Annotated in this window: 14 protein-coding genes; 7 read left to right on the forward strand and 7 right to left on the reverse strand. The window is 56.1% G+C overall.

The annotated features are described in order from the left end of the window. Positions 1-48 precede the first annotated feature (48 nt). Entirely contained in the window at positions 49-1,416 is a 1,368-nt protein-coding gene (locus TR2A62_RS00770) for a substrate-binding protein (protein ID WP_009160171.1), read from the reverse strand. Positions 1,417-1,636: 220 nt separating this feature from the next. Here TR2A62_RS00770 and TR2A62_RS00775 point away from each other — a divergent pair, with 220 nt between their 5' ends. From TR2A62_RS00775 to TR2A62_RS00795, 5 genes are all read left to right on the forward strand, one after another. Further along, a complete protein-coding gene (locus TR2A62_RS00775; protein WP_040819956.1) occupies positions 1,637-2,890 on the forward strand; it encodes a short-chain fatty acyl-CoA regulator family protein in 1,254 nt (417 codons plus the stop codon). A gap of 70 nt (positions 2,891-2,960) precedes the next feature. Beyond that, positions 2,961-3,329 carry a response regulator transcription factor gene (locus tag TR2A62_RS00780; RefSeq protein ID WP_009160553.1) on the forward strand — a complete coding sequence of 123 codons (369 nt, stop codon included), beginning with the start codon at positions 2,961-2,963 and terminating at the stop codon, positions 3,327-3,329. After that, complete coding sequence (locus TR2A62_RS00785) at positions 3,326-3,607, forward strand: hypothetical protein (protein WP_040819958.1); 282 nt, start codon at positions 3,326-3,328, stop codon at positions 3,605-3,607. Before TR2A62_RS00780 ends, TR2A62_RS00785 begins: the two co-directional genes overlap by 4 nt. After that, on the forward strand, positions 3,608-6,286 hold the full coding sequence (locus TR2A62_RS00790) for a sensor histidine kinase (protein WP_009159293.1): 2,679 nt from the start codon (positions 3,608-3,610) through the stop codon (positions 6,284-6,286). It abuts the gene before it with no gap. A 60-nt stretch (positions 6,287-6,346) separates the two neighbouring features. Beyond that, positions 6,347-7,327, forward strand: coding sequence for a FliM/FliN family flagellar motor switch protein (locus tag TR2A62_RS00795; protein ID WP_009158370.1), 981 nt, complete (start codon positions 6,347-6,349; stop codon positions 7,325-7,327). Positions 7,328-7,356: 29 nt separating this feature from the next. On the opposite strand, the gene TR2A62_RS00800 is transcribed toward TR2A62_RS00795, so the two are convergent. The 4 genes from TR2A62_RS00800 to TR2A62_RS00815 are packed head-to-tail and all read right to left on the reverse strand — an operon-like array spanning position 7,357 to position 9,518. After that, positions 7,357-7,782: a TIGR01244 family sulfur transferase gene (locus tag TR2A62_RS00800; protein WP_009157647.1), complete on the reverse strand. Its 426-nt coding sequence runs from the start codon at positions 7,780-7,782 to the stop codon at positions 7,357-7,359. A gap of 14 nt (positions 7,783-7,796) precedes the next feature. Beyond that, positions 7,797-8,222 (reverse strand): DUF6691 family protein, encoded by a 426-nt coding sequence (locus tag TR2A62_RS00805; RefSeq protein WP_009160279.1) that lies wholly within the window; start codon positions 8,220-8,222, stop codon positions 7,797-7,799. After that, entirely contained in the window at positions 8,219-8,647 is a 429-nt protein-coding gene (locus TR2A62_RS00810; RefSeq protein ID WP_009160674.1) for a YeeE/YedE family protein, read from the reverse strand. The genes TR2A62_RS00805 and TR2A62_RS00810 overlap by 4 nt, the downstream gene beginning before the upstream one ends. A 10-nt stretch (positions 8,648-8,657) precedes the next feature. After that, entirely contained in the window at positions 8,658-9,518 is an 861-nt protein-coding gene (locus TR2A62_RS00815) for an MBL fold metallo-hydrolase (protein ID WP_009159607.1), read from the reverse strand. Positions 9,519-9,534: 16 nt separating this feature from the next. On the opposite strand from TR2A62_RS00815, the gene TR2A62_RS00820 reads away from it, so the two are divergent. Together TR2A62_RS00820 and TR2A62_RS00825 are read left to right on the forward strand one after the other, a co-directional pair. After that, positions 9,535-9,921: a helix-turn-helix transcriptional regulator gene (locus TR2A62_RS00820; RefSeq protein ID WP_223296047.1), complete on the forward strand. Its 387-nt coding sequence runs from the start codon at positions 9,535-9,537 to the stop codon at positions 9,919-9,921. A gap of 76 nt (positions 9,922-9,997) precedes the next feature. After that, on the forward strand, positions 9,998-11,872 hold the full coding sequence (locus tag TR2A62_RS00825) for an enoyl-CoA hydratase-related protein (protein ID WP_009160196.1): 1,875 nt from the start codon (positions 9,998-10,000) through the stop codon (positions 11,870-11,872). On the opposite strand, the gene TR2A62_RS00830 is transcribed toward TR2A62_RS00825, so the two are convergent. Continuing rightward, positions 11,869-12,870, reverse strand: coding sequence for an ester cyclase (locus TR2A62_RS00830; RefSeq protein WP_009158046.1), 1,002 nt, complete (start codon positions 12,868-12,870; stop codon positions 11,869-11,871). The two genes, TR2A62_RS00825 and TR2A62_RS00830, sit on opposite strands and share 4 nt — an antisense overlap. Further along, the gene (locus tag TR2A62_RS00835) at positions 12,867-13,085 is read right to left on the reverse strand and encodes a hypothetical protein (protein ID WP_009159225.1); all 219 of its coding nucleotides are present in this window, start codon (positions 13,083-13,085) and stop codon (positions 12,867-12,869) included. Before TR2A62_RS00835 ends, TR2A62_RS00830 begins: the two co-directional genes overlap by 4 nt. Positions 13,086-13,104: the final 19 nt, after the last annotated feature.

The raw sequence follows: 13,104 nt of genomic DNA on the forward strand, positions 1-13,104 counted from the left end.
GCCTTGCCCCCAACGCACACGGCGAGGGGGCAAGGGTCGTGGAGTAGCTTATGCGCCTGGGTTACAGGAGCCCAACTCGCCGCCGAAGATTGCAGGGTCATAAGAAACCTGCTCGGTTGGCGTTACGTCTACGATTTCGAGAAGGTCGAATTCGTTGTCTGGGTTCTCTTTACCCTTCACAACCAGAACGTCCTTGAAGCACTGGTGGTCCGCACCACGGTACATAGTTGGGCCATTGCCCAGACCGTCGAACGAATAGTCCTCAAGAGCTTCGGCAATCGCACATGGGTTGAACGAGCCCGCACGCTGTGCAGCATCTGCATAAAGCAGTGTCTGACAGTATACTGTGTGAGCAGCCTGGCTTGGTGGGAAGCCGTACTTTTCGCCGAACGATTTAACAAAGGCGTTTGTACCTGCGTATTTCGCGCCAGCAACGTTCTCGAGCGACCAGTGCCAGTTTGTGGAACCAAAGATACCGGCAACGTTCTCACCAGCACCCTTCGCCATCAGGCGCGAGTACAGTGGAACAACGATTTCAAAGTTCTTGCCGTTGGCTTCCGCAGCGCGCAGACCAAACTGAACAGCCGAAGTCAGCGAGTTCACCATGTTGCCGCCGTAGTGGTTCAGAACCAGCACGTCAGCGCCAGAGTTCAGAACTGGTGCAACGTAGGACGAGAAGTCAGTCTGTGCGAGAGGTGTCTTAACAGCTGCAACAGTTTCCCAGCCCATGGCTTCTGTCGACGTACGAACAGCCTCTTCCGTAGTGTAACCCCAGTTGTAGTCAGCTGTCAGGTGATAGGCTTTACGGTCGTTACCATAACGGTCGGCAAGGATCGGAGCCAAAGCAGCACCAGACATGTAAGAGTTAAAGAAATGACGGAAACCGTTGGCCTTCTTGTCCTTACCTGTTGTGTCGTTCGAGTGGGTCAGACCCGCCATGAAGATGATGCCTGCTTCTTGGCAAAGAGCCTGAACAGCAACAGCAACACCCGAGGACGAACCACCGGTGATCATGACAGCGCCGTCTTTTTCGATCATCGAACGTGCCGATGCGCGGGCTGCGTCTGGTTTTGTCTGTGTATCGCCTGTGACGAACTCGACTTTCTTGCCCAGGATACCTGTGCCGTCGAGAACTTTGGACGAGAACGTCTGCATCATGCCGCCGTCGCCGCCACCGTTCAGGTGCTCAACAGCCAGCTGGTATGCGCGAAGCTCGTCCGCACCCTCGTCCGCGTATGGACCAGTCTGTGGAACGTTAAAGCCCAGAGTGACAGTGTCGCCCTGTGGTGCGTTAGTGTAACCAGCGTGAGCCGCAGCCCATACATTGCCGGTGAACAACGTCGGTGTCGCAAGACCTGCACCGGCAACTGCGCCAGTTTTGATGAGGCCACGACGGGTCAGTTTCGAATTGGACATAAAATCCTCCCGTTTGTGTTTTGCACGGGATTTGCCTCCTCGCATCCCCCATGCGCGCTTGACAGCGTGTACGCAGTATTGGGGAGGCGGCGAAAACCTTTCAACAAATGCTTTGGATTGTTGGGTTTTTATGTAAATCCTTACACAATACGATTGCATACTTTGTAAATTTTTTTTCAATGCAGTGCAGAAAGCCGCTGAAAAGGTTAAGGAATTCCACATGCCAGCTTCGCGCTTGACGGGTTCAAGGATCCGGGAACAACGTCTGATTAATGGGGTGCGGCAGGCCGACTTGGCCCGCGCAGCGGGAATTTCGGCTTCCTACCTCAATCTGATTGAACACAACCGCCGCAGAATCGGGGGCAAGCTGTTGGCGAACCTCGCTCGCGAGCTGGGTGTGGAAACGTCGGGGTTGGCTGAGGGTGCCGAGACCGTTTTGCTCGACCAGCTTAGTACGGCAGCGGCGACTGCGCGGCAGGCCGAGGTTGAGTTGGCGCGTACGGATGAGTTTGCCGGACGTTTTCGCGGCTGGGCCGGTTTGGTCGTCGAGCAGCATGATCGGATCACCGAACTCGAGGCGAGGATAGCAGCACTTAGTGATCGGATGACCCATGATCCATTGTTGGCGCGATCTCTGCACGATGTGATTTCGTCAGTGACTTCGATCAGGTCAACGTCATCCATTCTGGTCAATGGCGAGGATTTGGACAGCGATTGGCAACGGCGGTTCCATTCTAACCTCTACGACGATTCCGTACGTTTGGCCGAAAGCAGTCAGTCGTTGGTCGATTATCTAGAGCAAAGCCAAGACGCAGGTGGGGCAGCGATCACGCCTCTTGAAGACCTTGAGGCCTACTTGGAAGAGGTTGGGTTTGCATTTCCGATCCTAGAACAGGGTGGTGTTGTCGCGGACGTGATGGCCGAACCGGGTGTTCCGCAATCCGAAGCTGTGCGTGTGATGTTGGTCACCTATCTGGCGCGGTATAAACAGGACGCCCGTGCGTTGCCGTTGTCGGAACTTCGAACAGACGAGTCGCCGGGTGTCACCGCGGCGCGGCTAAATCTGCCATTTGCTTTGGTCCTGCGGCGTCGAGCCGCCGCTGGCGGCACCGTGGGGATGGTACGGTGTGATGGGTCTGGTGCGCTGACCTTGCACAAACAGATTGCAGGCTTTGCGATGCCGCGACTTGGTGCAGCCTGCGCCCTTTGGCCGATTTTTGAAGCCTTGAGCCGTCCGATGGTGCCTGTGCGCAAGACTGTAGATGTGCCAGGAACCACTCGTCAGCAATTTGTGTGCCATGCCATCGCCGAGCCAAAGTTTACCGGTGATTTCGATGCCCCCCAAGTGCTGGAGGCCGTTATGCTGATTGAGCCGGCACAAGAAGATGCAAATGCCACGCCCATTGGAACAAGTTGCCGGATTTGTCCCCGCGAGCCATGCCCTGCGCGGCGCGAGACGTCGATCCTGCGCTAATTTGACATGAGGGGTTTTGACAGAGGTGGTCTTTGCGGCAATAGTTAGCGCTGCACGAGGGGGAACGAATATGGGCCGCAGGGTTCTATTAATTGAGGACGAGCCGAACATCATCGAGGCGATCAGTTTCATTCTGAGCCGCGATGGTTGGACGGTGCACACACATTCAGACGGGGAAACTGCCGCTGCACGCGTGCGCAAGGACATGCCCGAAGTTCTGATCCTTGATGTCATGCTCCCCGGACGCAGTGGGTTCGATATTTTGCGAGAGCTGCGCGAGGATAAGGTGACAAACGCGCTGCCTATCATGATGTTGACGGCACGTGGTCAAACCAAGGACCGCGAATTGGCGGAAAAATTGGGTGTCACCGCCTTTATGACCAAACCGTTTTCCAACAAGGATGTGTTGAGCAAAGTGCGCGCGCTGGCTGACGCATGAATTCTCGCACGCCCCCAGAACAACGACCCGCAGTCTTTCTGGAACGCACGTCCTATCGACGGCGCAGGCTCAGAGATGTTGGGCGGCTGTTGCCGTTTATCGGGGCATTGTTGTTTCTCGTTCCGCTGCTATGGAACGCAGGTGGTGAGACGCGCACGGCTATGGCGATGGTCTATCTCTTTGGCGCATGGGCCGTTTTGATCGCGTTGGCTGCAATCTTGTCGCGTCCGTTGAAGACCCGCGATGATGTGGCTCAGCAATCCAACGGACCGGACTAAATGCTGAGCTTTAACATCCTGATCACAGTCGCACTTGGGTATGTTGTGCTGCTGTTCGGGGTTGCGTTTTACGCAGAGCGCCGCGCGGCCCAAGGGCACACGGGATGGCTGCGATCGTCCTTGATTTATACCTTGTCGCTGTCCGTCTATTGTACCGCTTGGACGTTCTATGGTGCGGTTGGTTATGCTGCGCGTTCGGGGCTCGAGTTCTTGACGATCTATCTGGGGCCAACGTTGGTCATGATAGGCTGGTGGTTGATCCTGCGCAAATTGGTTCGGATCGGGCGCAGTCAACGGATCACATCAATCGCTGACTTGATCTCATCGCGGTTTGGTAAGTCGAACACGCTGGGTGTCATTGTCACTGTGTTGGCAGTGATCGGCACAACGCCCTACATCGCGCTGCAGCTACAGTCGGTCACCCTTAGTTTTTCCGTCTTCGCAGGTGACAGCGGCCCGTGGACGGCCCAAGATTTGAGTGGAACGGCGCTTTGGGTGGCTGTGGGATTGGCTGCTTTTACCGTGCTATTTGGCACGCGGACGCTGGATAGTAATGAACGCCACCATGGCGTTGTCATGGCCATCGCGGTCGAGGCGATTGTCAAACTCTTCGCTCTGGTCGCTGTTGGTGTTTTTGTCGTTTGGGGGATCGCGTCGGGGCCGACTGATATCTTAGCGCGGATCGATGCGTCGCCTATCGCCGAATGGCAGGTCAATGGCGGCCGGTGGGTTGGTTTGACGTTCCTGTCTGCCGCGGCCTTCTTGTGTTTGCCTCGGATGTTTCAGGTTTTGGTCGTGGAGAACGCCGACGAACAACACGTGGCCACTGCGGGTTGGGCGTTTCCTTTGTATCTCGCTGTGATGAGCCTCTTTGTCATTCCGATTGCCGTCGTAGGGCTTGATTTGATGCCCGCGGGGTCGAACCCTGATTTGTTTGTCTTGACACTGCCCTTGTCGCAAGGGGCCAATGGCCTCGCGACCCTGTCATTTCTAGGTGGCTTTTCGTCCGCCACGTCGATGGTGATTGTCGCGGCCTTGGCGCTGGCGACGATGGTATCCAACCACGTTGTCATGCCGTTGTGGTTGGGATTGCGCCCACAAGGTGCGACGGTGTCTGGCGACGTTCGCCGCGTGGTCATCTTGGCGCGGCGTATTTCGATCGCGGCGGTTCTGGCGTTGGGATGGTTGTACTATCGGATGTCTGGTGGCGGCACGGCTCTGGCTGCAATTGGTTTGATCTCGTTTTGTGGTGTTGCGCAGGTCCTGCCAGCTCTTTTGGGCGGGATATTCTGGCGGGGCGCGACACGTTTTGGCGCCGCAGGTGGATTGCTGACCGGCTTTGCTGTTTGGGCCTACGCATTGTTTTTGCCCAGCTTTGGCGCAGGCGGCGTTATGTCCGAGGCGCTATTGGCCCAAGGTCCCTTTGGAATTGGCTGGCTACGGCCGCAGGCATTGTTTGGGATCGAAGGGTTAGACCCCGTCGTACATGCGGTTTTGTGGTCTATGTTGCTGAACACCAGCGTGTTTTGTGTCGGATCAGTCCTTAGTTTTCCATCGCCTGTCGAGAGATTGCAGGGCGCGCAGATCGTCAATGTTTTTGAGCATTCCAGCGGTCCGCGTGGGTGGAGCCGCGGGACACCTGCCGCCGAAGATTTGTTGGTGATGGTGCAACGTATTCTAGGTTCACGACAGGCCCAAACGGTGTTCGAACAAGAGGCAAACCGACAAGAGTTGTCGGGTTATCTACCTGAAATTACTCCAGATTTTCTAGAGCGGCTTGAACGAGAATTGGCCGGTTCTGTGGGGGCCGCGACGGCCCACGCGATGATCAGCCAGATACTAGGTGGCGCGGCGGTATCAGTTGAAGACCTGATTGCTGTGGCCGATGAAACGGCGCAAATGATGGAATATTCCAGTCGGCTCGAAGCGCAGTCTGTTGAACTCACTCGGACGGCGCGACAGCTGCGCGATGCCAATGACAAGCTGACTGCGCTATCGATTCAAAAGGATGGGTTTCTGAGCCAGATTTCTCATGAATTGCGGACACCAATGACGTCGATCCGTTCGTTCTCGGAACTGCTCCGAGACGATGATGTGAGCGATGTAGAGCGTCAGAAATTCGCGGGTATCATGCATGACGAGGCGATCCGCCTGACACGACTGTTGGATGACTTATTAGATCTGAGTGTTTTGGAAAACGGTCAAGTCCACCTGAATCTACAGGACGGAAACCTGCGCGACATCATTGATCGGGCGTTGGTTGCCAGCAAACAAGATGCATCGCTCAAGGTCGTCCGCGCACCAGATCATGAACGCGAATTGCTGCACACGGATCTGGACCGTTTGGGGCAGGTGTTCATCAATCTGGTCGCGAATGCGCAGAAATACTGTGATGCGGATCGACCGACGCTCGAGATCGCGGTCAGCCGATCGGAGCCGGATGTTTTTGTTGATTTTATTGACAATGGGACTGGCATCCCGCGCAAGCATCAGGCGGTCATCTTTGAGAAATTCTCGCGGCTTAGCGATCAGGCGGCGGCTGGTGGTGCGGGCCTCGGGCTGGCGATTTGCCGTGAAATTATGGAACGTTTGGGTGGCTCGGTCACCTATCTACCGGGTAAAGGCGGTGCCGCGTTTCGCGTGGTTCTGCCCCGTGCGCAAGCGCTCGCCGCGCAATGACATCTTAAACGGTTGGTAACCAACTAGGGCTAGATTAAGGTATTCCTTGTGAGAGCCCTCATGACTGACACAGAAGCCCTGAACCCGCTGCGCCGCATGCTGCGCCCAGCTGATCCACCAAAATCTGGTCCAACAGATATGGACGTTCTGGCCCGTGCGATGCGTCGTGCGGCGGATTTTGTGGTGGGAATGCCCGTTCTGCTAAAGGGGGGCGAGGCAAGCGAGGTGTCGCTGGTTGAGCTTGCCGAACAGCTTAACGAACAAGATCTGACCATGATGCTGATTGGCCGCGACGGTGCGCGGGCGATCATGACGTGTGACGGGCCAATGGTTTCGGCCCTGATCGAAATGTCGACAATAGGTCATGTCACAACGGCCAACTCAGCCGCGCGGCGGATGACCCGTACAGATGTGGCGTTGATCACTCCGTTTTTGGGCCAAGTGTTGGTCGAGGTGAGCGGCGGTGACGCGGATGTTCCCGTGACAAGTTTGATGTCAGGTTATGATGAAATGACGCGTGTTTTGGACGTATGCACCGTCGAGCTGATCATGCCGCAAGTGCAGTACCACGTCTATGATCTGTCTCTCGAACTGGGGCAGGGTAGCAAGACAGGGCGCGTCATGCTGTGCCTGCCAAAGCGCGCGTCGCAAGATGAGAAAATAGCACAAGACACGGCCAAGAATTGGAAGGCCTCTGTCGAGGCGACCGTCTTGGATCTACCCTCGCAACTCGATGCGGTGCTACATACCGTGTCAATGCCTTTGTCTGAGGTGCGTGCATTCGCAGTTGGCGACATGATCAAAATGGCGGCGAGTTCGCTGAAGACTGTTCAGGTTCGGGGGCTCGATAGCCAAACGATCACGACGGCTCGTCTAGGACAGGTTCATGGCACGCGTGCCTTGTGCCTGAACGGAGGGCAGGTGTCTGGCTCGCAGCCATTTACACCAGCTCAGACAAACGAATTGGCCCTGCCAGAAGATATTTTGGAAGAGATCCAAGCGTTAGCGTCTGATGTAGAAATCAAGGCGGAGAACCGCTAGAAGGCGACTAGGCGCGAAACGATCCGATGTTATTGCGCCGCGATCGCGTCTAGCTGCGGGCGCATCTGACCCAATTGATAGCCAGCTTTGGTCGTCGCACTGATGATTTCGTCCGTGGGCAGGCGACCTGCCATTCCAAAGGACCAGATGATCGAACTACGCGTGCCAGACGCGCAATATGCAAGGACCGGTCCACCGGCATCATCAACGAGGCTTGCCTGATGTTGTGCCATATTTAGCGATAAGGTTTGATGGGTGGCGGGTAGATTGATGAACGTCAGCCCGGCTGCTTCGACAGCAATTTTCATCGTCTCGAACCCAAGCTCGACTGGCACCTCTTCGTCAGGGCGATTGCAAACCACTGTTTTGAAACCCGCAGCGGCAATCTGGGGCACATCTGTTGGGTCGATTTGCGGCGAAACGGCGAAGTCGGGGGTCAGCTGTCGAATATCCATAGGGCTTTTTAAGCTTAGGCCGTTGCGGGGTCCAGCCTAATGGCCAGTTTTGGTGCGGCAATCATCCCAGCAAGCATCGCCGCAAGAAAAATGAGACCTCCGGTTCCACCAAAACCTAGCGATGCCATCGCAGGACCTGGGCACAAACCCGTTAGTCCCCAACCCATGCCGAAAAATATCGACCCAATAGTCAGTTTTGGTGTGATTTCCGCGTCAGTTGGTACTGGAAAGGCGCCACCTACGATCGGTGCACGCGCGCGTGTTAGCTGCCATGCGATTGCCATCGGAACGATCGCGCCGCCCATGACAAAAGCGAGCGTTGGATCCCAATCGCCAAAAATATCGAGCCATCCTTGTACCTTGCGGGTATCGGTCATCTCCGAGATCAAAAGCCCGGTTCCCAAAAGCCCACCGGCAAGTGCTGCAAATAGGTTTCTCATGCGATGATCCCCAACGTGTGTTTGAACAATAGGACAGTCACTGCGCCTGCACCGATGTAGAACAAGGTCGCGACGATGCCACGAACTGATAGACGTGAAATGCCGCAAACTCCGTGCCCTGACGTGCACCCATTTGCCAACCGCGTTCCGAGACCCACGAGCAATCCGCCGATAATCACCAGACCGATGTTCCCTGTGAGATAGGTTTGAGCGCCGCCAAAGACGAAAGCCAACACAAACGGCACAAAGATGAGGGCCGCAAGAAAGCTAAGCCGCTCGGTTTTGTTGTGTCGACCTGTGCCGTCCACAAGACCACCAATGATCCCGCTGGCGCCCATGATGCGCCCGTTGGCGAGCAGGAACACGGCGCCAGCCGCGCCAATGAGCAGCCCGCCGAGCAGGCCGTAAATCCAATCGATTGGCATGAGTTGTCCTTTAGAGTTTGTTGATTGGGACCCTGAGGAATACGTCCCCTTGGTCGTCGGGTTCGGGCATGTTGCCCGCCCGCATGTTAATTTGCAGAGACGGCACAATCAGCTTGGGCATTGCGAGCGTCGCGTCACGAGCTTCGCGCATTTCGACGAACCCTTCTGGAGTATTGCCAGCAAGGTGTACGTTCTTGGCTTTTTGAGCGCCTACCGTTGTTTCCCATGCAAAGTCTTCTCTGCCGGGGGCCTTGTAGTCGTGACCAACAAAGATCCGCGTTTCGTCTGGCAGCGCTAGAATGCGCTGGATCGAGGCGTAGAGATCTTGAGCAGATCCACCGGGGAAATCGCAACGGGCCGTACCGAAATCTGGCATGAACAGCGTATCGCCCACAAAGGCGGCATCACCGATCACGTAGGTCAGGCAGGCTGGCGTATGTCCCGGTGTGTGCAAGACATCGACGCGCATTTGTCCGATCATCACGCTGTCGCCGTCTTGGAACAATTGATCGAATTGGCTGCCGTCCCGTTGAAAGGCGGTGCCTTCGTTGAAGACTTTGCCAAACGTATCTTGGATCGCGGTGATCTGGTCTCCGATCCCAATTTTACCGCCCAAGCGTTCTTGGAGATAGGGCGCGGCGGAGAGGTGGTCAGCATGAACATGGGTCTCGATGATCCATTCGGTCCGTAGGTCATTTTTCGTAATAAACTCGGCAATCTCGTCAGCCGATTTCGTCGCGGTCCGGCCAGAAGCATAGTCAAAATCGAGAACACTATCGATCACCGCGCAGGATACTCCTGCAGGGTCGCGCACAACATATGACACGGTGTTGGTTGCAGTGTCGAAAAAGGCATGAACGTCGGGGGACATTGCGGTCTCCTTGCAAATGAGTCGTGTAAATATGTTTCAAACCGGAATACATTTCAATATTGAAATGTATTGGGCCGTGTGGCAAGATGCCGAAATGAAAGACAGTCAGCTCGATCAGATGGATGCAGCAGCAACCGAGGCCGCCGCCATAATGAAGGCGTTGTCCAATCCTGCGCGGTTGCGGCTGTTGTGCGCGCTGGTTCCCCAAGACCGCAGTGTCAGCGATCTCATCGAAATTCTGGATGCCCCACAGGCCTATGTATCAAACCAACTGGCGCGATTGCGTGTGGATGGTTTGGTGACGTGTGACCGTGAGGGACGGACCATAACATACCGGCTGCGGGATGACCGTGTCCGCCCCGTTCTAGAGCGGCTTTACGAGGTGTTTTGCTCAGAGGACTAGCCAAAGTGGGTTCTAGCTGGGCAAGGGGCGCAAAATTTGCCAAAATAGTATGGGAACAGGCAAATTTGAGGCACCCATGGCAAAGGTCGTACGGTTTCGCGTGAAAGACGGGGTGGCTATTGTCACGATCGACAACCCGACAGTTAACGCATTGTCCGCAGAAGTTCGATTGGGCCTGGCCGATGTGTTCGAACGGATCGAACGCCGAAATGCTGTCAAAGCAGTTGTGCTGACGGGCGAGGGTGATGTCTTTTCGGCAGGCGCAGACGTCCGCGAGACAGGAGCGGCTTTGGCTGAGCCTAGCTTTGCCAAAATCTGCAAGTTGATCGAAGACTGCACGCTGCCCGTGGTTGCCGCCTTGCATGGGCGTGCACTGGGGGCGGGGTTCGAGATCGCGCTGGCTGCCCACTACCGAGTGGCCGAACCTGCCTGCCTTTTGGGTCTGCCAGAGGTCACACTGGGGATGTTGCCAAGTGCAGGTGCGACCCAGCGGTTGCCCCGTTTGGTGGGGGCAGGTGTGGCCCTCGGCATGTTGATTTCAGGGCGACCAATCAAAGCGAGAGAAGGGCATGCCCGCGGAATGATTGATGCCTTGGCCGAGGGACATGTCCTGACCCAAGCCTTTCAATTTGCCCAAGCATTGCTTGAGGCGGGAAAAGGGCCGCGCCCAGTTTCCAAGATGCGCCGTGGGTTTGGGAATTTCGCCGGATATCAGGCTGACATCAGCAAGAGACGGGCCGCGATCAAAGGATCCAAAACGTTGGCTATGCACAAGATTGTCGACTGTATTGAAGCAGCGAGTTTGCTGCCGTTTGATGTCGGCTGTGCGTTCGAAGCGGCTGCCTTTGACGATTGCCAAGCGAGCGCCCAATCAAGCGCGCTGCGTCATATGTTCTTGGCCGAACGAACTGCTGGACGATCCCCCAAACCCTTGGGTAAAGTCGAAGCGCTTGATCGGGTTGGTGTCTATGGCGGCCCCGGCAGTGGATCGTCCTGGGCGTTATCTTTGATGGCGGCTGCGACAGATGTGACGGTGGTTTGCGAAGATGTTGAAACCCTCGACGCCACACGAGATGCGATCAACCAATCGCTAGACGCGGATGTAAGCCGCGGCGCGCTGACCGACGCCGTGCGCGTGTCGCAGCAGCAACGATTGGTTTTGACCACGGATTTCAATGCGCTGGTTGGGGTCGGGCTAGGGATTTATGCAGGCCAAGACACAGGTAAGGGCGCCAAAGACGGGCTGCGCAAAATGGCCGCGCAAATGGCGCCGGACAGTGTGCTGGCGTTGGCTGGATACCGGAACGTTGTTGGTAATATCGGGGCCGAGATTGACCGCAGTTCTGATGTTATTGGCCTAGGCTTCGCCACAGGTGCGCGCCGATCTCGTTTGGTCGAGGTGCGCTGTAGTCCCAAGACGGGACCGCAGGCTCGGGCAACCGCCGAATATCTGGCGCAAAAGATGCGCAAACGGGTCATGTGGATCGGCCCCGAAGCGTGGGGCGTCGGGCCGCGCACGATGGCCACATTGCGCAAGGCGGCCCAACATCTGGCGGGCTTGGGGGTCAGTATTTCCCAGCTGGCCAATGCGATCGACAGCATTGATTGGGACACCCGCCCGTTTCTGGATCGGATTGATGGGCCAGACCAACCGACCAGTGAATTCAATGATGCACAGATTGTAAACTTGGTGCTTGGGGCATTGAGCAACGAAGGTTTAGAGATGCTGGACGGACGCCAAATTGTATCAACGTCGATGGTCGATCTCGCGTTGGTGTCCAGCTACTATTTCCCGCGCTGGCATGGTGGGCCTATGCGGCTGGCGCAATCCAATGGATTGTTGAAAATACGCAATGAAATGAATGCATTATCCGACAGAAATGATTTTTTTAAACCGCATCCGTTGTGGGCCGAAGCGATCAAAACACCCCAAGGGTTCGATGTTCTCTAAAGATCGGTTGGATGTTCACCCAGATAGTGCCGCATCCGTGCGAGCAGATCATTGCCCAATCCATGTGCCATCCCCAGGATGTCAATTGGCAGCCAGTTCTCGACAATCACGCCGTCTTTGAGCCGGTAAAAATCCATCACCGGCATCCACGCGGTTTTATGGGTGGCTGTCATACCTAGGTAGGCTGCGGAATGGGTACCAAAGACCCGCCCGCCCGTCACTGCATAGTCGCCATCGCTGATCCGGATAAAGTGCCCTTCTGCATCGCGGTCCGGAAATGCGTGTAGGAACGGGATTTGGTGATGCGCGCGAAAGCCAGCGAGACCCCGCATCGAGCCAATTCCTGCACCGGCATAGTACATGAAATTCGGATCCCAATATTGACTGTGGGGCATGCTATCGAGCGTTTTGCCGTCAAAGGATAGCAGAGCATTGTGCATCTTGAACACGGTCGCCAACGTGTCGCTGGGCCCGTCATTGGTCAGTCGCACGCCGTCATTGCTGGCTGGACCTGGCCACAATCCTTCGGACCCTAGTGAATGGGGAAGGGGCCAGACATTTGCCTGTCGCATCAGGTCGAGCAGATCGATGAAAACCCATGACCGGCGAATTTTTTCACCGTCGAGGTAATGTGCTTCGGAAAACCGTAGATTGATCGCCCCGTGTGTCGCGGGGATGTCGAACAGAGGGGATTTGAATGTTCCCTGATAGTGCCCGATAGAGGCAACGAGATGCGGCGCGCGCCACCGGTCAGGCACACGCGGGTCATCCATGTTCTCGCCACCGACAAAAATCAGATTGCGGCGCTCCATCTCCGGAAGGGACATGCGCAACCGGCCCCAAAATTCAGTGATGTTGGACAAGCCCGAGATGTCGCCGACGGGGTGCGAACCCCATAGTGTCGCGTCATCGTGATAAATGTCCGAGACATCAGCACCCGCCGCTAGATCGGCGAGCAACCCGTGTAGTTGGGTCTTCATTGCGCCGAGGTTGGTCATCCGAGCAGAACCCCAACCACCACCATCATCAGGCCGATCACTGACAAAAACAGCGCGCCGAGGTTCATGGGTAGAACTTTTTGCAAAGCGTCGCGGAGAATTCCATCATCGTCGCCTGCCGTCTTTTTGGCGCGGCGCACCAGATAAATACAATAGAGGATGCCGCCCAAACCAATGAGCGAGACTAACGCCCCAATCCAAATAAGTGCGTCCATGTGTCTTCTCCTCTTTGCG

It is taken from the genome of Thalassobium sp. R2A62 (assembly GCF_000161835.1).
GTDB lineage: Bacteria > Pseudomonadota > Alphaproteobacteria > Rhodobacterales > Rhodobacteraceae > Thalassobium.